The following is a 23924-nucleotide window of genomic DNA, read 5'->3' on the forward strand; positions in this document are numbered from 1 at the left end:
AGGAGCAGGAGCAAGCCGACCCATCACAGACCTGGCTCGTATCGGGCACCGACGGGCAGCAGCGCGAGGGGCCGAACCGGCGATTGGGCTGTGAGCCACGACGCCGACCCACCAGTACGGTTCGACGAGCGTGACGCTCGACCTCAGACACGCCGAAGCGCCCCCCGCCGAACGCCGTCCTGCGGAACCAACCCGCGAATATCAGCATCGACCGCGCGTCGCACCGACACGCTCACCCCGTCGCACCGCCGATCCGAGCCAGCACAAAAGCGAGGCGCCGCCAGAGCACCCAGCCCCGGCGGCGCCTCGCCCTGCCCTCTTGACAGCGAGGGACTACATATCAGCCCAGCGACGCGATCAGCTCGCGGCAGGCCTGTTCGCAGCGCCGGCACGCTGCTGCGCAGTCGAGATTGGTGCGGGTGCACCGTTCCGCCGCCCCCTACCCGGCCCGTGCGGCAGCTCACCGTCGTCCGACCCGCACGCCGTGGTGTGCCCGCGTGTCGCGTCCGGCGGTCCGGGGCAGGGACGCACGGGCACGCGGTGCCGACGGTGACGACGGTGACGACGGGCGAGAGGAGCAGCGGCCGTGATCGACATCCTGCTGGTGGGGGCCGGCGTGCTCGGGCTGGTCGTGGCCGCCCTGTCCGAGCGGCTGCGCCGGCTGCCGCTGTCCGAACCGGTCCTCGCCCTGGTGGCCGGTGTCCTGCTGGGGCCGGCCGTCACGGGTGTGCTGGACCTGCGACCGGTGACCGAGGACTCCACCTGGCTGCACTCGGCCACGCGGGCGCTGCTGGCCATCTCCGTCATGTCCGTGGCACTGCGGTACCCCTTCGGCGCCGCGCGGTCCCGGCTGCGGCCGGTCCTGCTCCTGCTGGCGGTCGCGATGCCGGTCATGGCGCTGGTGACGGCGGGGCTCTCCGCCCTGGTCCTGGGCGTCGGGCTGGGGACCGCGGCACTGCTCGGCGCGGCGCTGTGCCCGACCGACCCGGTGCTGGCGTCCAGCGTGGTCACCGGTGGGCCGGCCGAGGAGGACCTGCCCGAGCGCGACCGCCAGGTCCTGTCGCTGGAGTCGGGCGCGAACGACGGCTTGGCCCTGCCACTGGTGCTGATCGCGGTGGCGCTCGCCGGATCGGAGACGATCGGTGCGGCGGTGCTCGAGTCGCTCTGGCAGGTGCTGGGTGCGGTCGCCCTGGGCGCGGGGATCGGCTGGCTGGGCGGTCGCGCGCTCGCGGTCGGCGAGGAGCACGGCTCCACCGATACCGGGCCCCGCCTGCTGTTCACCGCGGTGCTGGCCCTCACCGTGCTCGGGTTGTCCGGGCTGGTGCACGTCGACGGCATCCTTGCGGTCTTCGTCGCCGGCCTGGCCTTCAACCTCGTCAGCACCGGCGCCGATCGCACCGACGACGCCCCCATGGACGAGGCGGTGAACCGCTTCCTGGTGCTGCCGATGTTCGTGGCGTTCGGCGCCGTCCTGCCGTGGGAGGCGTGGGTGGACCTGGGCTGGCGCGGCCCGGCGCTGGCCCTGGCCGTCCTGCTGCTGCGGCGGCCGCCGGTCCTGTGGCTGCTGCGCCGGCCGCTGCGCCTGGGCCGGCCGGACGCGCTCTTCCTGGGCTGGTTCGGCCCGATCGGGGTGTCGGCGATCTTCTACCTCGTGCTCGAGGCCGAACGCCTCCGCCTCGACCCGGTCGTCCTCGCCGCCGGCACCCTGGTCGTCGCGGTCAGCACCGTGGTGCACGGGATCACCTCCACGCCCGGGCGGGTGCTGTACCGCCGGGCCACGTCCTCCGACGCGGCCGTCGACCAGTCCCCGAGCCGGGCCCGATAGCGAGCTGAGAGGAACGATCCATGTGGTTCGACTCGTGGTCCGACCTGGGCCGGGTCCTGGTCATCGGGGCCAGCGCCTACGTCACGGTGCTGCTCATCCTGCGGCTGTCCGGGAAGCGGACGCTGGCCAAGCTGAACGCCTTCGACCTCGTCGTCACGGTCGCCCTCGGGTCCACCCTGGCCACCATCCTGCTCAGCTCCGACGTGTCCTGGACCGAGGGCGCGGTGGCCCTCGCGGTCCTCGCGGGCCTGCAGACCGCCGTGGCGCTGCTGACCTCCCGCTGGCCCGTCGCGCGGAACTGGGTGACGGCACGTCCCACGCTGCTCCTGCGGAACGGCGAGGCGATCGAGTCGGCGCTGCGGGACGAGCGGGTGTCGATGGACGAGATCCGGCAGGCCGTGCGGTCCAACGGTTCCGGGGACGTCTCCTCGGTCGCGGCCGTGGTGCTCGAGAGCGACGGGACGATGAGCATCATCTCGGCCCAGCAGTTCGGGAACGGCTCGAGCCTGTCGGGCGTGCGGGGCTACGGCGACTGAGCCGCCGTCGCCGGGCCGGTCGGCCGCGGGCGGAGCACCCGCCCAGCAGGAGCGCGCCGAGCCCGGCCGCGACCACGGTCAGCAGGGCCACGCGGAGGCTCGTGGCATCGGCGAGCACCCCGATCAGCGGCGGGGACAGCAGGAACCCGATGCGCAGCAGCCAGTTGATGACCGCCAGGCCGGTCCCGCGGCGCAACCCCGGGAGGTCGTCGGCGGCGGAGTAGACGGCGGGGATCAGCGTGGCGACACCGAGACCGGCGAGCGCGAAGCCGGCCAGCGTGCTCGCCACCGAGGGGACGGCGAGCGCCAGACCCATGCCGACGGCGATCAGGACGCCGCCCGCCTGGACGACCCGCCGCTGGCCGAACCGGTCGACCACCCGGTCCCCGGTGAGCCGCCCCACCGTCATGGCGCCCTGCAGCGCGACGAAGCCCAGCCCCGCCGTCGCGGCCCCGGCGGCCAGTTCGGTGCGCAGGTAGAGCGCGCTCCACGAGGCCCCGGCGTCCTCGACGAACGCGCCGCACGTGCCGAGGACGCCGAGCGCCGCCAGGGCGAGGACGGCGGTGCGGCGCCCGTCCCGCCGCTGGGCGGCGGCCACGAACTCGCCGACGGCGGGGGCGTCCACGGCCGCCCGGTCGTCGTCGTCGCCGCCGGGGAGGAGCGCGCGGGAGGCGAGCACCGCCACGGCGCCGAAGACGACGGCCGACGCACCGAGGTGGACGACGAGCGGGACGCCCAGCCCGGCGGCGGCCGACCCGAGCAGCCCGCCGCTGACGGCGCCGATGCTCCAGAGGCCGTGGAAGCCGTTGAGGATGGACCGCCGGTAGAGCCGCTGCACCCGGAGGCCGTGCGCGTTCTGCGCGACGTCGATCACCGCGTCGAGTCCACCGGCGACCAGCATGGCGGCGGCGAACGCGAACCAGTTGGGCGCCAGCGCTACCGTCCAGAGCGAGAGGCCGAGCAGCACCAGCCCGCTGCTGGCCACGCGGGCCGAGCCGAACCGGCGGATGAGGGCGGCCGAGGAGAGCGCGGCCAGGAGAGCACCCAGCGGCATCGCGGCGAGCGCCGCGCCCAGCGAGGAGTTGCTGAGTCCCAGCTCCTCCTTGATCAGCGGCAGCCGCGGAACCAGGTTGGCGAAGAACACCGCGTTGAGGAAGAAGCAGGCGGCGACGGCCACCCGCGCGCGGCGCAGCTGCCGGGTCGGTGCCGGGGCGAGGTCGGACGGCATGGGTGGTCCTGTCGGTGGTCGGGTCGCGGAGCCGGGGGTCAGGCGCGGAGGACGTCGACGCCGGCGTCGGTCAGCGCCGCCACCGCGTCGGCGGGGGCCTCCTCGTCGGTCACGAGGACGTCGATCGAGCTGGCGGGGCACACGACGACCAGCGCGGAGCGGGCGAACTTGGCGGCCTCCGCCACCAGCACGACGCGGTCGGCGGACTCCACGGCCGCGCGCTTCACCGCCGCGTCCTGCACGTCGTAGGCCATGACGCCGTCCCTGGCCGAGAAGCCGCAGCAGGTCAGGACGACGGTGTCGAACCGCAGGCCGCGCAGCGCGGCCTCGGTCATGGGGCCGACGAGGGACCCCTCTCCGAACCGTGCGGTGCCGCCGGGCACGAGGAGGGTCGTGGCGGGGTCGGCGGACAGAGCCGGCAGGGCGTGCACCGACAACGGCATGACCGTCAGCCGGCGACCTGCGACCGCCCGGGCCACCGCGAGCCCGGTCGTCCCGCTGTCGACGACGACGGCCTCGCCGTCGCGGAGCAGACCGGCCACCACGGCCGCCATGCGCCCCTTCGTGGCCGACGCCTCGACCGCGCGCAGCCCGAACGGCAGCTCCTCACCGCGGGTCATCAGGCTGATCGCGCCGCCCCGCACCCGCCGCAGCGCCCCGCTCTCGGCCAGCGTGTCCAGGTCGCGGCGGATGGTCATCTCCGACGTCCCCAGGGAGGTGGCCAGTGCCGCCACGTCGACGTGCCCGTCGACGCGGAGCCGGCCGAGGATCTCCGTCTGGCGGGTCGCGCTGTCCACGCCGGCGAACGTACACGGCCGGTGTTCTCGCGAACAGGATGCCTGTGCGAAACGCCCCGGAGCGAGGCAACGGGGAGGATGCTGGGGTGCCCCGGCTGCTCGTCGTCCACCACACCCCGTCGCCGAACCTCCAGGCGCTGCTGGAGGCGGTTCGCGAGGGCGCCGCCATGGTGGAGGAGGCGGAGCTCGTGACCCGGCCGGCGCTGTCGGCCGGTGCCGCGGACCTGCTGGCGGCCGACGGCGTCCTGCTCGGCACCCCGGCCAACATCGGCTACATGTCCGGTGCGCTCAAGCACTTCTTCGACACCGTGTACTACCCCTGCCTCGACGGCACCGTCGGGCTGCCCTACGGGGTCTACGTGCACGGCGGGGACGACACGGCCGGCGCGCTGACGGCGATCGGGCGGATCACCGGCGCGTTGCGCTGGAAGCAGGTCGCCGCACCGCTGAGCCTCACCGGTCCGCCGTCGTCCGCCGACCTGGACGCCTGCCGGGAGCTCGCCGCCACGGTGGCGATCAGCCTCTGACGACGGAGCCCTCCGGCCGGGTGGGGACCCACCGGCCCGCGAGCGCGTCCGCGACCTCCCGCGTCCAGTCCTCGGTCTCCGACCGGGGCACCGACGTCGACTCCCGGGCCAGGTCGATCACCTGGCGGAGGTACTCCTCGACGACCTCGTCGACGGCCCCCCGGGGGGCGCGCCAGGCCACCTCGCGCAGGAGACCGGCCAGCCGGCGCAGCACGGCCGGCTGCCCGGAGGCGAACTGGATCGGTTCCTCGACCCCCAGTCGGACGAGGGTGGCGACGTCCCACTGCGGGACGACGAGGCGCAGCACGCCCTCGTCGTCGCGGAAGGCCGACGGACGCGGTGGCCGGGACACCAGCTCGCCGAGCAGCGCCGAGACGTGCGAGAGCCCGTGGACGGCGGTCGTCGGGTCGTTCGTCCCGGGGGAGAGCGCCCGGACGACGATGTCGACGACCTTCCGGAGGCTGTAGGCGATGTCCCGGTTCGGCGAGCGCTCGAACTCCAGCCGCACGGCACGGTTCACGGCCTTCTCCACGGTGTCGACGTCCACCTCCCCGCCCACCGCGGCCGGCCAGGCGGAGGCGAGCGGGGTGCCCTCCACGACCGAGTCGCCGATCCTCGCGGCGAGCAGCACCACCGCTCCGCACTCGGCCGCCGCGGCGACGACCGGATCCGGGTCCACGTCGACGACGAATCCGCTGGACCGGGCGCGCAGCTGGGTGTCCGGCCCGTGCGGCAGCGCGGGAACGGGCTCCTCGTCCCGGTCCGGGAGTTCGCGGGCGTAGGTCTGCGTCGCCTCGTCGTGGACGTCCCGGTACATCGTCTCCACCCGCAGCGATCGGGCCAGGTGCCCGAGGAAGAGCACGAGGGCCACGACGCTGATCAGGGTGAGCGCGAACCCGACGGTGATCGACAGATGCGGCACGAAGGCGCTCTCGTCCTCCGTCGAGCTCTCCGACCGGACGGTCCGCAGCACGGTGAGGGCGTAGACGAAGGTGGCCACGAGCTGGGCCAGCGTGAGCTGGACGACCCGGTCGGTGACGAACGTCTGCAGCAGCCGGGGCGAGTGCTGGCTGCTGCTCAGCTGGAGCGCGACGACGGTGAACGAGAAGGTCAGGCCGGTCACCGAGATCAGCGAGCCGGCGATGGCGGCGAGCAGGTCGCGCGCGGCCGACGGACCCCCGCCGAACACGAAGATCAACGGGTTGGCGCCGTCGCGGGCCAGCGCCTCGTCGAGCGCCGGCAGGCCGATGCCCAGACCGATCGCGAGGACGATGCCCAGCACGGGCACCGGCCACAGGGAGCTGCGCATCCGCGCCATGATCGCGGCCCACGGGCCGCTCCGGGGGCTACCAGCCATGGGTGGCTTGCAGGACCGCCTCGGTGAGCGCGCGGGTCCGCAGCTCGGTGACCTGCTGGTACTCGGGGTCGGCGACCATCCGGCTGAAGGCCTCGCGGGACGGGTAGCGCACGAGCAGCACGCTGTCCCAGGCCTGGCCGTCCTCGGCCACGAGCGAGGTCGACCCGTCGCCGGCGTAGAGCACCTCGCCGCCGTACCGCGGCAGGAAGGTGCTGCGCAGCGCCTCGGCGTACTGCGCGTAGAGCTCGCGGCCCCCCTCGGCGTAGCGCAGCAGGTTGAGCATCACCACCGGACCGCCGGGGTCCTCCTGGAGGTAGCGCTTGAGGTCGGCACCGCGGGGATCGACAGCCATGGCGGCGAAGTTAGCAAGCGACGCCGGCCGCGGCCGGACAACCGGTCGACGATCGCCGGATCCCGGCCGCGTGCGATCCGCCCGACGTGCGGGGCGCTGTTCCGGCACGACCAGGTCCGGCCTGCTCGGGGGCGGGACGCGTGCCAGGCTCGAACGGTGACTCGGGTGGGCCTGGTGCTGGGTGCCGGCGGCGTCGTCGGACAGGCGTACCACGCGGCTGTGCTGGCCGTCCTCCAGCACGACGTCGGGTTCGACGCACGGACGGCCGACGTCATCGTCGGCACGTCGGCCGGGTCGATCACCGGGACCCTGCTGCGGTTCGGCGTCTCACCGGAGGATCTGGCGGCCTGGACGGTGAAGGCCCCGCTGTCCGGCGACGACGGCGTCCTCAGGAGGCTGGCCGAGACGACGCCCCCCGAGCTCGACCCGTTCCGCCCGCTCTCCCTCCTCCGCCGTCCGCTGCGGCCGCCCGGTCGGCACATGGTGGCGCGTGCGGTGACCCGTCCGCTGCGGTTCCGGCCCGTGGCCGCGGGCATGGCGCTCATGGCGCCCGGTCGGCACGACATCCTCGAGCAGCTGTCGGCGCTGCGGGAGATCGAGGGCCCCGGGTGGCCGACGCCGGACCTGTGGATCTGCGCCGTACGCCGCCGCGACGGCCGCCGTGTCGTCTTCGGCCGCCCCGAGGCGCCGGAGGCGCCGATCCACCGGGCCGTCGGGGCCTCCTGCGCCGTGCCGGGCTACTTCGCGCCGGTCTGGATCGGTCGGCACAGCTACGTCGACGGCGGCGCGCACTCGCCGACGAACGCGGCGGTCCTGCGCGGTCAGGGCCTGGACGTGGCGGTCGTCGTCGCACCCATGAGCGGACCGGCCGGCTGGCATCCCGGCGTCCTGTCCTCGGTCCGCCGGTACTCCGACCGCCTGTTGCGGCGTGAGGTGCGGGCGCTGGAGGCCGACGGGGTGCGGACCGTCGTCTTCGCCCCGGGACCCGGCGAGCAGCAGGCCATGGGCACCGACATGATGTCCCGCCGACGGCTGGACGAGGTGATGCAGCGGTCGTTCCTCGCCGCGGGCGCCCATGCTGCGAGCCCCGGGGCAGCTGCCCTGCTCCGCGAGGCCGCCGGCCGGGGGGAGTAGACCGCTGGTCGGCCGACGTCAGCCGTTGAGCTCGAGCACCTGCATGGTCTCGGCCCGCACCTCGGCGAGCAGCCGGGGTTCCTCGGACAGCCGGTGCCCGTAGGAGGGGATGACCTCCTGCAGCGCCGGACGCCAGGCCGGGATCCGGTCGGGGAAGCACTGCTCCAGCAGGGTGAGCATCGCCGAGACCGCGGTCGAGGCGCCGGGAGAGGCGCCGAGCAGCCCGGCGATGGTCCCGTCCCCGCCGACGATCAGCTCCGTGCCGAACTGGAGGACGCCGCGGCCGGTGGCCGGGTCCCGCTTGATCACCTGGACGCGCTGCCCCGCGGTGATCAGGTCCCAGTCGTGCTGCTCTGCCAGCGGCACGAAATCGGTCAGCGTCGCGTGCCGGGCGGAGCGGGACTGCAGGACCTCCTTGACCAGGTAGCGCGTGAGGCCCAGCTCGGTCCGTGCGACGCCGAGCATGGAACCCAGGTTGCCGGGCGTGACGCTCGACGGGAGGTCGAACAGCGACCCGGACTTGAGGAACTTCGGCGAGAAGCCGGCGTAGGGGCCGAAGAGCAGGGAGTGGTCGCCGTCGATGAGCCGCAGGTCCAGGTGCGGGACCGACATCGGCGGCGCGCCGACGGCTGCCTGGCCGTAGACCTTCGCCTGGTGGCTGCCGACCAGCTCCGGGGAGGTCGTGCGCAGGAACTGGCCGCTGACCGGGAACCCGCCGAACCCGCGGATCTCGGGGATGCCCGCGCGCTGCAGGAGCGGCAGGGCGCCGCCGCCCGCGCCGACGAAGACGAACCGGGTGCGGACGACCCGCGGCTCACCGGTGCGGGTGTCCCGGACGGTCACCTTCCAGCGGCCGTCGGACTCCTTGTCCAGGCCGGTGACGCGCTGGTTGCGGTGCACGGCCAGGCCGCGGGACTCGCCGTCCTGGAGCAGCAGCCGGGTGAGGGCACCGAAGTTCACGTCGGTGCCGGCCGACGAGCGGGTCGCCGCGACCGGCTCCGACGGGTCGCGGCCGGCCATCATCAGCGGCACCCACCCGGCGAGCTCGGCGGGGTCCTCGGTGTACTCCAGGCCCGCGAACAGCGGCTGTGCGGCGAGGGCCTGGTGACGGGCGCGCATGTACGCGCGGCCGGCCTCGCCGGTGACGAAGCCGAGGTGGGGGACCGGGGTGATGAACTCCTTGGGGGAGCCGGTCATGCCGCCGCGCACCAGGGCGGCCCAGAACTGGCGGGACACCTGGAACTGCTCGTTGATCGTCACGGCCTTGGCCGGGTCGACGCGGCCGTCGGGGCCGGCCGGCGTGTAGTTCAGCTCGCACAGGGCGGCGTGGCCGGTGCCGGCGTTGTTCCACGCGTCCGAGCTCTCGGTCGCGACGTCGTCGGCGGACTCGAAGACGGTCACGCTCCACTGCGGCGCGACGACGTCGATCAGCGCGGCGAGCGTGGCGCTCATGATGCCGCCGCCGACCAGCACCACATCGGGGTTCGCGCTGTCGGGTACGCCGCCGGCTGCTACGCCGCTCTCGGATGTCACGTCTGCCTCTCCGGCCGTCCAGGGGGTCGCGCCCGCGGGCGCCGTCCTACTGATCGTCGGACGAAACCGGCACCGACATGCAGTCCGCGCGGTGTGAGGAATCCCAAGCCGGTGAAATCCGCCACGATCCGGGCGTCCGGGAGGCCGTTCCCGCAGGTCGGACGACCGGTGCGCGCCCGCGCGCGCCCCCCCGTCCGGGTGGTGGTGGCGGACCGGCAGGACGGATCAGCCGAGCGCGACGCCGTCCAGGTAGCACCACCGGCCGCCCTCGCGGAGGAACCGGCTGTTCTCGTGCTGCACGCCCCGCCTGCCACCCGCGACGTGGTGGGCCCGGAACTCGACGGTGCCCTCGGCGCTCAGCAGTGCGCCGCCGGTGGTGGCCAGCACCTCCAGGCCGGTCCACCGCAGGGCCGGGTCGAGCCGCAGGCTCCGCGGTCGCGTGCTCGGGTGCCAGGTGGCGAGCAGGTAGTCCGGGGCCGCGACGGCGAAGGCGCTGTACCGGGAGCGCATGAGCTGCTCCGCCGACGCCGCCGCCACCGTCCCGTCGTGCAGCCGGCCGCAGCACTCGGCGTACGTAAGACCATTGCCGCAGGGGCACGGACCGGGAGGCACGGCTCCAGTCTCGTCGATGGCAGGAACGCTGCGGCGGGCGGCGTTCCTGCCACTTGTCCGTCGCCTGGATGCGACGGAGGGTGGGTGCACGGACGACGGAGCTCGGAAGGCAGCGAGGTGGGGAACGTGGGCACGGTGATCGTCCTGCTGCTCGGGGTCCTGGCCCTGCGGGCCATGGCGGCGCATCCCTCCGGTCCGCCGGTGTCCGGCTCCTTCGGCGAGGCCCTCCGGAGGTGGGGTGCCGACGTCGTGGACGGTGCGCGCACCCTCTCGCGGCTCGACGCCGCTCGCCGGAGCGGCCTCGACCGCCCGCCCTGGTCCTGAGCGGACCTCGGGGGCGCGACCGCGCCGTCCCGGGCGAGCGACCGCGGGACGACGGGGACGGGTGCCATGATCGCCGGCGGTGGCCGGATCGGTACCGGCCCCGACGATGCGGGGGCAGGGATGGCGCAGGGTGCCGCACGGCGGTGGACGGGGCGCCTGGTCGTGCTGGGCCTGTCGGGGCTGGCGCTCGCCGGGTGCACGGGGGAGGCGCGGGCCGAGGCCATCCGCTCCTACGAGGTGGACATCGCGGCCGACCGCGACGGCGGCCTCCTCGTCGAGGAGACGATCGACTACGACTTCGCCGGGGAGGCCCGGCACGGCATCGTCCGGATCCTGCCGGACCGTGCGCCGTACGAGCAGACCCGTGACCGCCGCTACCCGGTGAGCGACATCCGGGTCGACAGCCCCACCGGCGCACCGGACGCGACCGAGGTGACCGCCGAGAGCGGCGCGCTGACCATCCGGGTGGGCGACCCGGACGAGGAGATCAGCGGGCGGCACACCTACGTGCTGAGCTACCGGGTCGACGCCGTCGCCGACACCGGGGCGGGAACCGACCGGCTGGCGTGGAACGCCGTGGGCACCGGCTGGGAGGTGCCGATCGACGACGTGGAGGTGCTCCTGTCCGGTCCCGACGGCGCGCCGCCGGTGGACGCGGACTGCGCGGTCGGCGGCGAGGGGGACGCCGGACCCTGCCGGGTGGAGGCGCTCGCCGACGGCTCCGTCCGCTACGGCGCCACGGGCCTCGGTGCGGGGGAGGGGGTGACGGTCAGCGCCACCTTCCCGGCCGGCACGTTCCCCGGGGCCCGGCCGGTCTACGAGGACACCTTCAGCCCGGCCCGGGCGTTCCGCGCCAGCCCGGCGACGGTGGGGCTGGCCGTGGCCGGCCTGCTGGTGCTCGCCGCGCCCGCGGTGCTGCGGCTGCGGCGCACCCGCGCCCCGCGGGCCGGCGGGCCGGTCCCGCCCCAGTTCACCCCGCCGCAGGCCGGCCGGCCGGCGCAGCTCGGCACCCTCCTGGACGGCTACGCGCAGCGGCACGAGGTGACGGCCACCCTGCTCGACCTCGCCGTCCGGGGGTTCCTGCGCATCGAGGAGGTCGGGGACCCCGGCGCCGACGGCGGCACCCCGACGGACTGGCGGCTCGTCCGGGCGGCGCCACCGGCCGGGCTGCGGCCCTACGAGCAGCGGTTGCTCGAGGCCTTCTTCGCCGACGGGGACGAGGTCGTGCTCTCCGACGTGCAGGACCGGTTCGGCCGGATCGAGTCCGACGTGTGCGCGGCGATGTACGCCGACGTCGTGCAGCTGGGCTGGTTCCACTCCGACCCGGCCGCCATCCGCCGGCGCTGGTACGGCATCGGCGCCGCGGTCCTCGTGGCCGGCATCGTGCTCACCGTCGTCCTGGCGCTCACCTCCACCTGGGCGCTGGGCGCCACCGGCGTCGTCCTGGCCGGCCTCGTCGTCCTCGGCCTCGCCGGGCGGATGCCCCGGCGGACGCCGGCCGGCGAGGCGCTGCGCGACCAGGTGGCGGCCTTCCGCGAGCACCTCGCCGCGGCCGATCCGCGATGGCTGGCCGAGCACGGACGGGTGGACGACGTCGCCTCGGCCGCGCGCTCCGATCCCCGGATCCGCTACCTGCCGCACGCCGTGGCGCTGGGCGTGGCCGACGAGTGGGCCGGGCAGGTCGGCTCCGCCGCCGGCCCCATCCCGGACTGGTACGTGCCCTCGTCCCGGCGCGCGGCGGTGTGGCCGGCCCTCCTGGTGTTCTCCTCGGCCAGCAACCCCGCCCTGGCGCCGCCGGCGTCGGCGAGCGGGAGCGGCTCGACCTACGTCGGCGGCGGCGCGGGCGGCGGTGGCGGCGGCAGCTGGTGAGCGGTCAGGCGATCCGGCGCGCGCCGGAGAAGCTGCCCATGGAGTCGATGGACGCCGTCTTGACCGGCACGCCGGCGGTCGAGGCGTGCACCATCTGGCCGTTGCCGATGTAGATGCCGACGTGGCTGACCGGGCTGTAGAAGAACAGCAGGTCACCGGGTTGCAGGGCGGCTCGCGACACCGCTGTGCCCATGGTCGACTGCATCCGGCTCGAGTGCGGCAGGCTGATCCCGGCCGCCGCATAGGCGTACTGGACCAGGCCGGAGCAGTCGAAGGCGTTCGGGCCGGCGGCGGCCCAGACGTACGGGTCGCCGATCTGTGCCATGGCGGTGTCCACCGCGGTCCGCGCGGCGCCGCTGCCGCCCCCGGCCGGGGCGGCGGCCGGGGCGGGCGCCGGGGCCGGTGCCGGCGCCGGGGCCTCGGCCCGGGGGGCCTCCCGGCGTGGCGCGGCGGGCTGTCCGGTCGCCTGCTCGGAGGCAGCCCGCTGGGCCGCGGCCTGCTCGGCCGCCGCCGCCTGGGCGGCCGCGTGCCGCTCGGCCTCGGCGCGGGCGGCCCGCTGCTCCTCGGCGGTCAGCCGCTCGTACGCGGCCTGGTAGACGGCGATCTCCCCGTCGAGCCGGTCGCGCTGCGCCGACACCCGGTCGACCTGCTCCTGCGCCTCGGCCGCGGCCCGCTCGGCCTCGGCCTTCGCCCGGTCGGCCGTCTCGTCGGCCTCCTCGGCGACGCCGAGCACGCCGTTGTTGTGGTCGGCGATCGACTGGAGGAGGGCGGCCCGGCCGAGCAGCTCGGTGGGGGAGCCGCTCGTGACCAGCGCCTGGAGCGTGCCGAGCCGGTCGCCGGTGTAGGCGCTGCGGGCCACGGTCCGGATCCGGTCGCGGGCCTCGGTGAGGGCCGCCTCCGCGGCGGCGAGCTCGGCGCGGGCGGCGCCGGCCGCCTCCTGGGAGGCCTTGAGCCGTTCGCGGGTCTCGTTGAACTCCTCGGTGAGGACCTCGAGGTCGTGTGCCCGCGCGGCGATCAGCTGCGCCGCCTCCTGCGAGGTGGCGGGGCCGGGAGCGGCCGATGCCGGGACCGAGGTGAGGACGACGCCCCCGGCGGCGAGCAGCGCGACCACCGAACGGCGGCCGAGCGCGGGCACACGGGAACGGGCAGGGTTGAGCGAACTCGCCACGTCGGCGGGTGGTCCCTTCTTCCACGGCCGCCTACCGAGTTAGCTGACGGGTTCGGGCGGGAAGTCGCCCGGCCCACGATGGTCTGCTACTGGTGCGGCAGACCGTCGGGAGCTTCACCCCGGGAGTGCGATGGGTCCCCGGTCCGGGTGCCGGTGCACGTGCACCGGCGAGGGTTCGGCGGCGTCCGGACGGCGGTCGCGGGGGGCGACGGGGGAACCGCTCGGACCGGCCCCACGCTAGGTGCGTCCGGGCCCCTCGACCAGCGGATCGGACGCATCCGCCCCGGACTTCTCCGTACCCGCGCGCGCCGGTCACGGGAGGTGACGGGCGCGCCGGACGACCGGCGGGCATGACCGGACGGCCCGTGGGGCAGCATCGGCGGCATGTCGACGAGCGGTGCCCGCGAGCCGGGCTGGGTGCAGGACGCCATCTGGTGGCACGTCTACCCGCTCGGCTTCGTCGGGGCCGAGCGGTCGGCGACGCCCGGTCAGGCCGTCACCCACCGGCTCGACCGGCTGGTCGGCTGGCTGGACCACGCGGTCGAGCTCGGCGCGTCCGGGCTCGCCCTCGGCCCGGTGTTCGCCGCCGAGACGCACGGCTACGACACCACCGACCACCTCCGGGTCGATCCGCGGCTCGGCGACGACGCCGACCTCGACGCGCTGATCGCGGCCTGCCGCGCGCGCGGGCTCCGGGTGCTGCTCGACGGCGTGTTCAACCACGTGGGCCGCGGGCACCCGGCTTTCCGCGCGGTGCTCGAGCAGGGCCCCTCGGCACCGACCGCGGGGTGGTTCCGGCTGCGGTGGCCGGGCGGGCCGGAGGCGTGGCGGCCCGGGACCGAGCCGCAGTACGACGACTTCGAGGGGCACTCCTCGCTCGTCGCGCTGAACCATGACGCGCCGGCGGTCGCCGACCTGGTCGTCGAGGTCATGTGCCACTGGCTCGACCGCGGGGTCGACGGCTGGCGGCTCGACGCCGCCTACGCCGTCCCGACCTCCTTCTGGGCCGGCGTGGCCGACCGGGTCCGCGCTCGGCACCCGGCGGCCTATCTCATGGGCGAGGTGATCCACGGCGACTACGCCGGCTTCGTCGCCGAGGCGCACGTCGACGCGGTCACCCAGTACGAGCTGTGGAAGGCCGTCTGGAGCGCGCTCAACGACGCGAACTTCTTCGAGCTCGACGCGGCGCTGACCCGGCACGGCGGGTTCCTCGACGGCTTCGTGCCGTACACGTTCCTGGGCAACCACGACGTCACCCGCATCGCCAGCCGGCTCACCGACGACCGCCACCTCGCCCACGCCCTGGTCGTGCTGCTCACCGCCGGCGGCACGCCCTCGGTCTACGCCGGTGACGAGCACGCCTTCCGCGGGGTCAAGGAGGACCGGGCCGGTGGGGACGACGCCGTCCGCCCGCCGTTCCCGGCCTCGCCGGCGGAGCTCTCGCCGCTAGGGCTGCCCACCTACTCCCTGCACCAGGAGCTGATCGGCCTGCGCCGCCGGCACCGCTGGCTGCACACCGCCCGGACCAGGACCCTGCACCTCGCCAACGAGCAGTTGGTCTACGAGGTCCGGGCCGAGGACGAGCGGGTCGACGGCGGGCGGCTCGTCGTCGCGCTGTCGGTGGGGGAGCAGCCGGTCGAGGTGCCGGTGCCCGGGGCCGGCGGGCTGCTGGTCGGGGCCGCCGACCTGGCGGGGGACCGGGTGCGGCTGCCCGCCCACGGCTGGGCCGTGCTCGAGGGCTGAGCGTGGAGGACAAGCCGCTGCCGGACGTGATCGCCCCGGATCTCGACGTGCTGTTCTGCGGGATCAACCCGTCCGTGCTGTCCGCCGAGCGCGGGCACCACTTCGCCCGGCCGGGCAACCGCTTCTGGCCGGCGATCCACCGGGCGGGGTTCACGCCGCGGCTCTTCACCCCGGACGAGGACCGGCAGCTGCCCGGGCTCGGGCTCGGCATCACCAACGTGGCCTCCCGGCCGACGCGGACGGCCGCCGAGCTGACCCGTGAGGAGCTGCGGGAGGGCGCGGAGGCCCTCGCCGACCTGGTCGCGGAGTACCGCCCGCGGGTGCTGGCCGTCCTGGGGATCACCGCCTACCGGACCGGCTTCGCGCGGCCCAAAGCGGTCATGGGCCTGCAGCAGGAGCGGATCGGCGGGGCGACCACCTGGGTGGTGCCGAACCCCAGCGGGCTCAACGCCCACGTCCAGCTCCCGGACCTGGCCCGCCTCTACGCCCAGCTGCGCGCGTGAGCGCTGTGCATCGACCGGTCGCAGCGGTCCCGCACCGCGGCCTGCGCGTCAGACCCGTGCCGGCGCCGGGAGATCGGGCCTCGTGACCCCCGGGCTCCCGCTTCCCCGGCCGGCCCGCACGGCCAGCAACGCGGCGGCCCCGAGGAGCGCCAGCCCTAGCACCGCGAGCGCGACCGGCAGGACCGTGCCCATCAGGTTCAGCGTGCCGGCCTTGCCGGCGGTGTCGTCCGCCATCGCCTGCTCGGATTCGTCGGTGCTGGTCAGCACGATGGTCGAGAACGGCACCGCCACCGTCGCCCCCAGCGCCAGCTGTGCGGTGATCTCCTGGGTGCTGCCCGCCCCGATGGGCGCACCGATCTCGGAGTCGGCGAACACGGTCGAGGTCGTCTCGGACGTGTACGTCACCGGCACGTCGTCGGGCAGCTGCGCGAGGACGGCGGGCAGCTGGGCGAGGACCGCGGGGGGCAGCTGGCGGGCGAGCACCGGCTGCAGCGCGACGAGTTGCGCCTTGGTCACCGATGTCGGCAGGTCCAGGGCCGCCGGATCGGCGACGGGCCCGTCGGCCACCGAGCGGTACTCGCGCACCGTCCGGCCGGCCAGCGTCGACGTGCCCTCGTAGCTGAGCGGGTACGCGGCGGCGGTCGTCTGGTCCCAGAGCCGGTAGTCGGCGTCGGTCTCCGGATCCAGGGGCAGGGTGAAGACCAGTCCCTCGCTGGGCACGACATCCGCGATGCCCGACGGCGCTGACGTGGACCGGAAATCGGTCCGGTCGACCGCGTACCGGATCGTCGTCGCGGGATCCGGCTGCCCGCCGATGGTCCGCTCGACGGTGCGGGTGATCACGGCGGTGTCGCCGTCGGTGGAGTCGACCGTGTACGTGCGGCTGGCGGTCACCGGGACGTCCTGGAGGAGGAGGTCACCCGCACCGCCGGCCAGGGCGGCCGGGTTGAGTCCGGAGTACGTGCCCTCGAAGTCCTGGCCGGTCTCCAGATCCGCGGGCAGCCTGCTGGCCGACGGCACCACGACGAAGCGGACCACCGCCGCCCCGGCGATGAGCAGGACGCCGAGTACGGCGAGGACGACGGATGCGCGGGTCAGTCTCACGATGGTCTCCCTCGGGTCGGCGTGCCGGTCTCAGGGTGACCGCCGGATGGTGCCCGCCCGAGGGGCGTTGGTCATCAGGAGGCACCCCTTCCGGCTCGATCCGGCACCGGCTGCTCTCAGACGAGGACGACCTCGACACCGGACTTCTCGAGCCCGGCGAGGACGTCGCGGTCGGCGCCGTCGTCGGTGACGAGCACGTCGACGTCCTCGGGAGCGGCGAACCGCACGAGGGTCTCCTGCTCGAGCTTGCTGGAGTCGGCGAGCACGACCACCCGCTGCCCCGCGTGCACCATCGCGCGCTTCACCAGCGCCTCGTCCTCGTCCGGGGTGGTGAACCCGTAGGTCGAGGTGATCCCGTTGGTGCCGAGGAAGGCGACGTCGACGCGCAGGTTGCCCAGCGTCCGGACCCCGGCGTCACCGACGGCGCACTGCGTCACGCCGCGCACCCGGCCGCCCAGCAGGTGCACCGTGATGCCCGGCGCGGTGGCGAGCCGGGCGGCGATGGGCACCGCGTTCGTCACGGTCAGCAGCTGCCGGTCGGTGGGCAGCAGCTCGGCCAGGGCGGCCGTCGTCGTCCCGCCGTCCAGGATGATGCTGCCGTTCATGCCGGGGAGGAAGTCCAGCGCCGCGGCCGCGATCCGCGCCTTCTGCTCGGCGAGCCGGCCCGTCCGCTCGCCGAGCCCGAGCTCGACCAGCGCCACCGCGTGCACGGGCACGGCCCCGCCGTGGACCCGGCGCAGCATGCCGGCGCGCTCCAGGACCGCGAGGTCGCGCCGCACGGTCTCGGTGGTCACCCCGAACTGCTCCGCCGTCGCGGTCACGCTCAGCCGGCCACGCTGGCCGACCAGCTGGGCGATCGCCTGCTGCCGTTCCTCGGGGTACACGGAGCCTCCTCCTGGCGCCGACGCATGCCCGGTTCTGTGGCACACGCTCGTGGTTCTGTGGCTTCACGTGGGATTCCGTTGACAAGATACCCGCCCGTGCGTGACTCTGGTCACGTCGCGACGAGCTGATGCCGTGAGATCCCCACGACGAGTGCGTACCAGGTGGATGTGGGCCTCTGCGGCCGGCGCACGCCTCGGCCGGCCCGGCCGAGCGCGACCCGGGTGTCCGTCCGTCCCATCGGGAGGAAAGCCAGTGAGTGCATCAACGACAGCACCGACACAGCGATCAGGCGCCCGGGTGGCGGTGCAGAAGGTCGGCACGTTCCTGTCCGGGATGATCATGCCGAACATCGCAGCCTTCATCGCCTGGGGCATCATCACGGCGCTGTTCATCGAGAAGGGCCCGTTCCCCGTCGGGGGCATCGGGGGCTTCGGCGAGAACGACGCCGGGGAGCCGAACATCGGCCTCGTCGGCCCGATGATCCGGTTCATGCTCCCGCTGCTCATCGCGGCGCAGGGCGGGCGGATGGTCTACGGCGTGCGCGGTGCCGTCGTCGCCGTCGTGGCCACCATGGGCGTCATCGTCAGCACCGACCAGCCGATGTTCCTGGGTGCGCTGATCATGGCGCCACTGTCGGCGTGGGTGATGAAGCAGATCGACAAGCTCTGGGACGGCAAGATCAAGCCCGGCTTCGAGATGCTGGTGAACAACTTCTCCGCCGGCATCGTCGCGGCCGCCCTCGCCGTCGCCGGCTTCTTCGCCTTCGGGCCGGTGATCGAGGCGATCTCCCGCGGGCTGGGCAACGGGGTGGACTGGCTCGTCGACAACGGGGTGCTGCCGCTGGCCAGCATCATCATCGAGCCGGCCAAGGTGCTGTTCCTCAACAACGCCATCAACCACGGGGTGCTCACCCCGCTCGGCGTTCAGCAGGCCGCGGAGAGCGGCGCCTCGATCCTCTTCCTGCTCGAGGCCAACCCCGGTCCCGGTCTGGGCCTGCTGCTGGCCTACACGTTCTTCGGCAAGGGGATGGCGCGGGCCACCGCGCCGGGGGCGGCGGTCATCCACTTCTTCGGCGGCATCCACGAGATCTACTTCCCGTTCGTCCTCATGAAGCCGGTCCTGCTGCTGGGCATGATCGCCGGCGGCATGGTGGGCATCGGGACGCTCGTCGTCTTCGACGCCGGCCTGCGCGCACCGGCCGCCCCGGGCTCGATCATCGCCGTGCTGGCGCAGACCCCGGGCGACAGCTTCGTCGGCGTGATCCTGTCCGTGACCCTGGCCGCCGCGACCTCCTTCGTCGTCTGCGCCTTCCTGCTCAAGGTCACGCGTGACAAGGACGGCGACCTCGCGGAGGCGACCGCCGAGATGGAGGGCCTGAAGGGCCGGAAGAGCTCCGTCGCCGGATCGCTCACGACGGCCGAGGCGGCCGCCGGGGACGAGGTGGAGGCCGCCGGGGTCGCACCCCGCGACGCCGCTGCCCGCGCGCCGATCAACCGCATCCTCTTCGCCTGCGACGCCGGCATGGGGTCCAGCGCGATGGGCGCCTCGGTGCTCCGCAACAAGATCAGGAAGGCGGGCTTCGCGGAGGTCGAGGTGCAGAACGTGGCCATCGCCAACCTCACCGACGACGTCGACCTGGTGGTCACCCACCAGGACCTGACGCCCCGGGCGCGGTCGATGGCGCCGTCCGCGCAGCACGTGTCCGTGGACAACTTCATGAACAGCCCCCAGTACGACGCCATCGTCGAGGAGCTGAGGACGACCAACGCCCAGGACGTCCCGTCCCCGCGTTGACCCGACCCGGCCGGCCGGCGCCCGCACGGGCGCCGGCCGGCCGGCACCATCCCCAGGGGGTTTGCATGAGCGACGTACTGACCCGGTCCCAGATCTCGGTCTCCGGCGCGGCCACCAACAAGGACGACGCCATCCGGGAGGCCGGCCAGATCCTGGTGGACGCCGGGGCGGTGGCACCCGCCTACGTGGACGCCATGTTCGAGCGCGAGAAGTCGGTGTCCACCTACATGGGCAACTACCTCGCCATCCCGCACGGCACGAACGAGGCCAAGGACGCCATCGGCCGGTCGGCCATCTCCGTCGTCCGGTACGACGCGCCCATCGACTGGGACGGCAAGGAGGTGCGCTTCGCCGTCGGGATCGCCGGCGTCGACAACGGGCACCTGGAGATCCTCGGGAAGATCGCCATCGTCTTCTCCGACGCCGACGAGGTCGACAAGCTGCTCGCCGCCGGCTCGGCCGACGAGCTGTACGACCTGCTGCAGGCCGTCAACGAGTAGCACCGGCCACCGTCCGTCCGCGCCCCGCACGACCGGCGCAGATCGGTGGCCGTCCGGAGAACGTCACCAGGAGAGGAACACGAGCACATGAAGGTCCTGCGCTTCTACGCGCCGAAGGACGTCCGTATCGAGGACGTCCCCGAACCCGAGTGCGGGCCGGACGAGGTGAAGCTCCGGGTGCGCAACTGCTCCACCTGCGGCACCGACGTGAAGATCTTCAACAACGGGCACCAGAACATCACCCCGCCGCGGATCATGGGCCACGAGGTCGCCGGGGAGGTCGTCGAGGTCGGGGCGGAGGTCAGCGGCTGGTCCGTCGGTGACCGCGCCCAGGTGATTGCGGCGGTGCCCTGCGGGGTCTGCTACGAGTGCCGGAAGGGCTGGATGGCGGTCTGCCAGAACCAGACGTCGGTCGGCTACCAGTACGAGGGCGGGTTCGCCGAGTACCTGATAGTGCCCCGGCAGGTGCTGCAGGTCGACGGGCTCAACCGGATCCCGGACGACATCGGCTTCGACGAGGCGTCGGTGGCCGAGCCGTTCGCCTGCGCCATCAACGCGCAGGAGCTGATCTCGGTGGGCGACGGCGACACCGTCGTCGTCTTCGGGGCCGGGCCGATCGGCTGCATCCACATCCGGCTGGCCCGGGCCAACGGCGCGAGCCGGGTCTTCCTCATCGACGTCAACGCCGAGCGGCTGAAGATGTCCGCCGACGCCGTCCAGCCCGACGAGGTCATCAACGGCAGCGAGGTCGACGTCGTCGACCACGTGATGCAGCTGACCGACGGCCGCGGGGCGGACGTCGTCATCACGGCCACCGCCGCGAACGTCGCCCAGGAGCAGGCGATCCGGATGGCGGCGCGGCGGGGGCGGATCTCCTTCTTCGGCGGCCTGCCGAAGACCAACCCCTACATCCAGTGCGACTCCAACCTGGTCCACTACCGGGAGCTGATGATCATGGGGGCGAACGGGTCGGCACCCGAGCACAACAAGCGGGCGCTGGAGTACATCTCCACCGGCAAGGTGCCCGTCAAGGACCTGATCACCGCCCGCCTGCCGCTCGACCGGGCGCTGGAGGCCTTCGACATCGTCGCGAAGGGCGAGGCGATCAAGGTCACCATCGAACCCTGAGCCGATCGGTTGCCTCGCGCAACGCCGGGTAGCCCCGACCCGGAACGTGGTCGGGGAGAGGGACTCGGTGGCAGGAACGCAGCAGGTCTCGGACGGGCACGCCCGCGACGGGGGTGAGGACCAGCCGGACCCGCGGCGGTGGAAGGCACTGGCGGTCTGTCTCGTCGGCGGCTTCATGGTGCTGCTCGACGTCTCGATCGTGAACGTGGCCCTGCCGTCCATCCGCGACGGGCTGCAGGCCTCGGAGAGCGAGCTGCAGTGGGTCGTGTCCGGCTACGCGCTGACCTTCGGGCTGCTGCTCGTGCCGGCCGGCCGGGTCGGGGACGTCCGTGGCCGGCGCACCATGTTCATCACCGCCCTGGCCCTGTTCTCCCTGGCGTCGCTGGCCTGCGGTCTGGCGCCGACCAGCCTGACCCTGGTGATCGCCCGGTTGGTCCAGGGCCTGGCCGGCGGGCTGCTCACCCCGCAGATCAGCGCGCTCATCCAGCAGCTGTTCCGCGGCCGGGAACGCGGGACGGCCTTCGGGCTCTTCGGCACGGTCATCGGTGTGTCGACGGCGGTCGGCCCGCTGCTCGGCGGGGCGCTGATCGCCGTCTTCGGGCCCGACCAGGGCTGGCGGTGGGTCTTCTTCATCAACCTGCCGATCGGCCTGGCCGCGATCCCGCTCGCGTGGCGGCTGCTGCCGGAGCCGGATCCCTCGCGGGAGCGGCACGACTACGACCCGCTGGGCGTCGTCCTGCTGGGTGCCGGCATCGTCGCCCTCCTGCTGCCGCTGGTGCAGGAACGGCAGTGGCAGGGCTCGGCGAAGTGGCTGCTGATCCCGCTGGCCCTCCTGCTGCTCGCGGCGTTCGTCGCCTGGGAGATCCGCTACGCACGGCGCGGCAGGGAGCCGCTGGTCGACCTCGTGCTGTTCCGGCTGCGCTCCTGGTCGTTCGGGGCGGCGATGATCACGCTCTTCTTCGCCGGCTTCACCCCGCTGTTCTTCGTGTTCACCCTGTTCCTCCAGACCGGCCTCGGCTACAGCGCCCTCGAGGCCGGGCTCGCGATCACCCCGTTCGCCGTGGGCTCGGCGGTCGGCGCCGCCTTCGGCGGGCGGATCGTGCACCGCTTCGGACGGGCCCTGGTCGCGTCCGGGCTGCTGCTGGTGGTGATCGGCTTCGTCGGCGCCGTGGTCGCGGTGTGGCTGGTGCCCGAACGCGGCACCGGCTGGGCGACCCTGGCGCCGCTGCTGATCGGCGGGCTCGGCGCCGGTCTGGTCATCTCGCCCAACCAGGCGCTCACGCTCTCGCAGGTGCCGGTGGCGCGCGCCGGCACCGCCGGAGGTCTGCTGCAGGTCGGCCAGCGCATCGGCGCGGCGGTGGGCATCGCCGCCGTGGGATCGGTCTTCTTCGCCCGGGTCGCCGCCACCGACGGCGATTTCGCCAGCGCCTTCGACCACGGGATGCTCGTCGCCACCGGTTTCGTCGTCGCGGCCCTGGTGATCGCGGTCGTCGACGTCGTGGTCGACCGGCGGGTGCACCGGCGAGGGACGGAGGCCCCCTGACGCGCCCGGGACCCGTCGTCGGCCATCTCGGCGAGACGGTGTGCTGCCTCGAGAAAGATGGGGCGGATTGCCCCCGTCGCGTGCATGAAGGCCACGCAAACCCGTAACTTATGTCCTGACGGCGCACAAGCGCCCCCATCGACGCCTTTGGGAGACCGACGTGACGGCGATCACCTCGCCCCAGGAGGCGTTCATCCACGGGCGGCTGATCAACCTCGTCCGGACCGGACGGGCCGTGACCCGGCCGGCGCTGGAGCAGGAGACCGGCCTCGGGCGGAAGCTGGTGGCCCAGCGGGTGCAGCAGGCCATCGACGCCGGGCTGCTCGAGGACGGTGAGCTCGCCCCGTCGGCGGGTGGGCGGCCGTCCCGGCTGCTGCGTTTCCGCTCGGAGGCGGGACACGTCTACGCCGGGATGATCGGTGCCACCGAGATGACGGCCGCCGTCGCGACTCTCGACGGCACGCTGATCGCCTCGCTGCACGAGGACTGGAACGCCGCGGAGCGGCCCGAGGAGACCCTCGAGCTCCTCGATGCGCTGTTCGTCCGCCTCGCGCGGAAGACGCGCACCGAGCCGTGGGCCTTCGGCATCGGCGTGGCCGGGCCGGTCGACTTCGCGACCGGCCGCCTGGTCGACCCGCCGATCATGCCGGGCTGGGACGGCTGCAGCGTTCGGGCCTGGCTCCGGGACCGGTACGACGCGCCCGTCTGGGTCGACAACGACGTCAACCTCATGGCGCTCGGCGAGTGGCACAAGGGCACACCCCGGGACGGCCGTGACCTGCTCTACGTCTTCGTGGACGAGGGTGTCGGGGCCGGACTGGTGTCGAAGGGCACGGTCTTCCGCGGCGACACCGGCGCGGCCGGGGACATCGGCCACATCCAGGTCACCGACGACCCGTCCGTCGTGTGCCGGTGCGGTCAGACCGGGTGCCTGGAGGCCGTGACGGGCGGCTGGGGCCTGGTCCACCGGCTCACCGCGCGCGCCGCCGAGAGCCCCGTCCTGGCTGCCCGCCTGGCCCAGCGAGGCCACCTGACCTCCCAGGACGTCGGCCTGGCGGCCCGGGACGGCGATCCACTCGCGTCGGCGGAGACGCTGCGCGGCACCCGGGTCATCGGCACCACTGTGGCCGGCGTCGTCAACTTCCTCAATCCGGGGACGGTGGTCCTCGGCGGCGGCGCCCTCCGGGTCGGGGAGTCGGTCGTGCGCGCCTTCGAGGAGACGGTGCGCGGCCGCGCCACCAAGCTGGCCCGGCAGCGGCTGACCGTTCGGCCGGCGTCGCTGGATTTCCGCGAGGGCGTGACCGGTGCCGCGATCCTCGCCATCGAGCAGCTGTTCGCCCCCGAATCCGTGGGCATCTGGATCGAGGACGGGTCGCCCGTCGGGCACGCCGCGCCTCTGCAGCGTGCGCTTGCGATGTGAGGGTTGACATATGTGCCAACGGCACTAAAGTCATCCCCAGGG

At 73.9% G+C, this 23924-nt stretch carries 22 protein-coding genes and 1 riboswitch; of the genes, 13 read left to right on the forward strand and 9 right to left on the reverse strand.

Translation table 11 applies throughout. The annotated features are described in order from the left end of the window. Positions 1–586: 586 nt before the first annotated feature. Both BM142_RS22925 and BM142_RS22930 read left to right on the forward strand, forming a co-directional pair. Positions 587–1825 carry a cation:proton antiporter gene (locus BM142_RS22925; RefSeq protein WP_254791185.1) on the forward strand — a complete coding sequence of 413 codons (1239 nt, stop codon included), beginning with the start codon at positions 587–589 and terminating at the stop codon, positions 1823–1825. A 20-nt stretch (positions 1826–1845) separates the two neighbouring features. Then, complete coding sequence (locus BM142_RS22930) at positions 1846–2361, forward strand: DUF421 domain-containing protein (protein ID WP_092203664.1); 516 nt, start codon at positions 1846–1848, stop codon at positions 2359–2361. Here the strand turns inward: BM142_RS22930 and BM142_RS22935 are convergent. Together BM142_RS22935 and BM142_RS22940 are read right to left on the reverse strand one after the other, a co-directional pair. After that, a complete protein-coding gene (locus BM142_RS22935; RefSeq protein WP_092203666.1) occupies positions 2297–3589 on the reverse strand; it encodes an MFS transporter in 1293 nt (430 codons plus the stop codon). The genes BM142_RS22930 and BM142_RS22935 overlap by 65 nt on opposite strands. Positions 3590–3627: 38 nt before the next feature. After that, the gene (locus tag BM142_RS22940; RefSeq protein WP_217640852.1) at positions 3628–4386 is read right to left on the reverse strand and encodes a DeoR/GlpR family DNA-binding transcription regulator; all 759 of its coding nucleotides are present in this window, start codon (positions 4384–4386) and stop codon (positions 3628–3630) included. Between the two features lie 86 nt (positions 4387–4472). Here BM142_RS22940 and BM142_RS22945 point away from each other — a divergent pair, with 86 nt between their 5' ends. Next, the gene (locus BM142_RS22945; RefSeq protein WP_092203668.1) at positions 4473–4913 is read left to right on the forward strand and encodes an NAD(P)H-dependent oxidoreductase; all 441 of its coding nucleotides are present in this window, start codon (positions 4473–4475) and stop codon (positions 4911–4913) included. Here BM142_RS22945 and BM142_RS22950 read toward each other — a convergent pair. Together BM142_RS22950 and BM142_RS22955 are read right to left on the reverse strand one after the other, a co-directional pair. Then, positions 4903–6222: a DUF2254 domain-containing protein gene (locus BM142_RS22950; protein ID WP_175527419.1), complete on the reverse strand. Its 1320-nt coding sequence runs from the start codon at positions 6220–6222 to the stop codon at positions 4903–4905. The genes BM142_RS22945 and BM142_RS22950 overlap by 11 nt on opposite strands. Positions 6223–6259: 37 nt before the next feature. Further along, entirely contained in the window at positions 6260–6622 is a 363-nt protein-coding gene (locus BM142_RS22955) for a DUF1330 domain-containing protein (RefSeq protein WP_092203672.1), read from the reverse strand. A 156-nt stretch (positions 6623–6778) separates the two neighbouring features. On the opposite strand from BM142_RS22955, the gene BM142_RS22960 reads away from it, so the two are divergent. Further along, the gene (locus BM142_RS22960) at positions 6779–7756 is read left to right on the forward strand and encodes a patatin-like phospholipase family protein (RefSeq protein WP_092203674.1); all 978 of its coding nucleotides are present in this window, start codon (positions 6779–6781) and stop codon (positions 7754–7756) included. Between the two features lie 18 nt (positions 7757–7774). Here BM142_RS22960 and mqo read toward each other — a convergent pair whose 3' ends face one another. Together mqo and BM142_RS24945 are read right to left on the reverse strand one after the other, a co-directional pair. Then, a complete protein-coding gene (mqo, locus tag BM142_RS22965; protein WP_254791187.1) occupies positions 7775–9289 on the reverse strand; it encodes a malate dehydrogenase (quinone) in 1515 nt (504 codons plus the stop codon). A gap of 225 nt (positions 9290–9514) precedes the next feature. Next, positions 9515–9901, reverse strand: a complete 387-nt coding sequence (locus BM142_RS24945; protein ID WP_092203678.1) for a YchJ family protein — start codon at positions 9899–9901, stop codon at positions 9515–9517. A 126-nt stretch (positions 9902–10027) separates the two neighbouring features. On the opposite strand from BM142_RS24945, the gene BM142_RS22975 reads away from it, so the two are divergent. Both BM142_RS22975 and BM142_RS22980 read left to right on the forward strand, forming a co-directional pair. Then, complete coding sequence (locus BM142_RS22975; RefSeq protein WP_139228995.1) at positions 10028–10225, forward strand: hypothetical protein; 198 nt, start codon at positions 10028–10030, stop codon at positions 10223–10225. 66 nt (positions 10226–10291) lie between these two features. Next, on the forward strand, positions 10292–12094 hold the full coding sequence (locus BM142_RS22980) for a DUF2207 domain-containing protein (protein WP_092203682.1): 1803 nt from the start codon (positions 10292–10294) through the stop codon (positions 12092–12094). Between the two features lie 4 nt (positions 12095–12098). Here BM142_RS22980 and BM142_RS22985 read toward each other — a convergent pair whose 3' ends face one another. After that, complete coding sequence (locus BM142_RS22985) at positions 12099–13262, reverse strand: C40 family peptidase (protein ID WP_254791189.1); 1164 nt, start codon at positions 13260–13262, stop codon at positions 12099–12101. 13 nt (positions 13263–13275) lie between these two features. Further along, a riboswitch (cyclic di-AMP (ydaO/yuaA leader) is annotated at positions 13276–13453 on the reverse strand. A gap of 193 nt (positions 13454–13646) precedes the next feature. Here BM142_RS22985 and BM142_RS22990 point away from each other — a divergent pair. Both BM142_RS22990 and mug read left to right on the forward strand, forming a co-directional pair. After that, positions 13647–15005: an alpha-amylase family glycosyl hydrolase gene (locus BM142_RS22990; protein ID WP_092203686.1), complete on the forward strand. Its 1359-nt coding sequence runs from the start codon at positions 13647–13649 to the stop codon at positions 15003–15005. Positions 15006–15007: 2 nt separating this feature from the next. Then, the gene (mug, locus tag BM142_RS22995; RefSeq protein ID WP_092203688.1) at positions 15008–15508 is read left to right on the forward strand and encodes a G/U mismatch-specific DNA glycosylase; all 501 of its coding nucleotides are present in this window, start codon (positions 15008–15010) and stop codon (positions 15506–15508) included. Positions 15509–15556: 48 nt separating this feature from the next. Here mug and BM142_RS23000 read toward each other — a convergent pair whose 3' ends face one another. Further along, positions 15557–16612 (reverse strand): porin PorA family protein, encoded by a 1056-nt coding sequence (locus BM142_RS23000; protein WP_175527421.1) that lies wholly within the window; start codon positions 16610–16612, stop codon positions 15557–15559. Positions 16613–16728: 116 nt separating this feature from the next. Beyond that, the gene (locus BM142_RS23005) at positions 16729–17496 is read right to left on the reverse strand and encodes a DeoR/GlpR family DNA-binding transcription regulator (RefSeq protein WP_092203692.1); all 768 of its coding nucleotides are present in this window, start codon (positions 17494–17496) and stop codon (positions 16729–16731) included. A 298-nt stretch (positions 17497–17794) separates the two neighbouring features. On the opposite strand from BM142_RS23005, the gene BM142_RS23010 reads away from it, so the two are divergent. From BM142_RS23010 to BM142_RS23030, 5 genes are all read left to right on the forward strand, one after another. After that, a complete protein-coding gene (locus BM142_RS23010) occupies positions 17795–19291 on the forward strand; it encodes a PTS mannitol transporter subunit IIBC (RefSeq protein ID WP_217640853.1) in 1497 nt (498 codons plus the stop codon). A gap of 65 nt (positions 19292–19356) precedes the next feature. Then, positions 19357–19791, forward strand: coding sequence for a PTS mannitol transporter subunit IIA (locus BM142_RS23015; protein ID WP_092203696.1), 435 nt, complete (start codon positions 19357–19359; stop codon positions 19789–19791). A gap of 87 nt (positions 19792–19878) precedes the next feature. Next, entirely contained in the window at positions 19879–20919 is a 1041-nt protein-coding gene (locus BM142_RS23020; protein ID WP_092203698.1) for a zinc-dependent dehydrogenase, read from the forward strand. A gap of 67 nt (positions 20920–20986) precedes the next feature. Beyond that, on the forward strand, positions 20987–22462 hold the full coding sequence (locus BM142_RS23025) for an MFS transporter (protein WP_217640854.1): 1476 nt from the start codon (positions 20987–20989) through the stop codon (positions 22460–22462). A gap of 160 nt (positions 22463–22622) precedes the next feature. Then, entirely contained in the window at positions 22623–23882 is a 1260-nt protein-coding gene (locus BM142_RS23030) for an ROK family protein (RefSeq protein WP_092203700.1), read from the forward strand. The last annotated feature ends 42 nt before the right edge of the window (positions 23883–23924 follow it).

Source organism: Blastococcus tunisiensis, from assembly GCF_900112815.1.
GTDB classification, from domain to species: Bacteria; Actinomycetota; Actinomycetes; order Mycobacteriales; family Geodermatophilaceae; genus Blastococcus_B; species Blastococcus_B tunisiensis.

What these genes read in the sequence shown, in the direction of transcription:
- BM142_RS22930 (WP_092203664.1), top strand. Translation starts at nt 1,846, where the DNA reads ATGTGGTTCGACTCGTGGTCCGACCTGGGCCGGGTCCTGGTCATCGGG.
- BM142_RS22935 (WP_092203666.1), bottom strand. Translation starts at nt 3,589, where the DNA reads ATGCCGTCCGACCTCGCCCCGGCACCGACCCGGCAGCTGCGCCGCGCG.
- BM142_RS22950 (WP_175527419.1), bottom strand. Translation starts at nt 6,222, where the DNA reads ATGCGCAGCTCCCTGTGGCCGGTGCCCGTGCTGGGCATCGTCCTCGCG.
- BM142_RS22955 (WP_092203672.1), bottom strand. Translation starts at nt 6,622, where the DNA reads ATGGCTGTCGATCCCCGCGGTGCCGACCTCAAGCGCTACCTCCAGGAG.
- BM142_RS22980 (WP_092203682.1), top strand. Translation starts at nt 10,292, where the DNA reads ATGATCGCCGGCGGTGGCCGGATCGGTACCGGCCCCGACGATGCGGGG.
- BM142_RS22990 (WP_092203686.1), top strand. Translation starts at nt 13,647, where the DNA reads ATGTCGACGAGCGGTGCCCGCGAGCCGGGCTGGGTGCAGGACGCCATC.
- BM142_RS23015 (WP_092203696.1), top strand. Translation starts at nt 19,357, where the DNA reads ATGAGCGACGTACTGACCCGGTCCCAGATCTCGGTCTCCGGCGCGGCC.
- BM142_RS23020 (WP_092203698.1), top strand. Translation starts at nt 19,879, where the DNA reads ATGAAGGTCCTGCGCTTCTACGCGCCGAAGGACGTCCGTATCGAGGAC.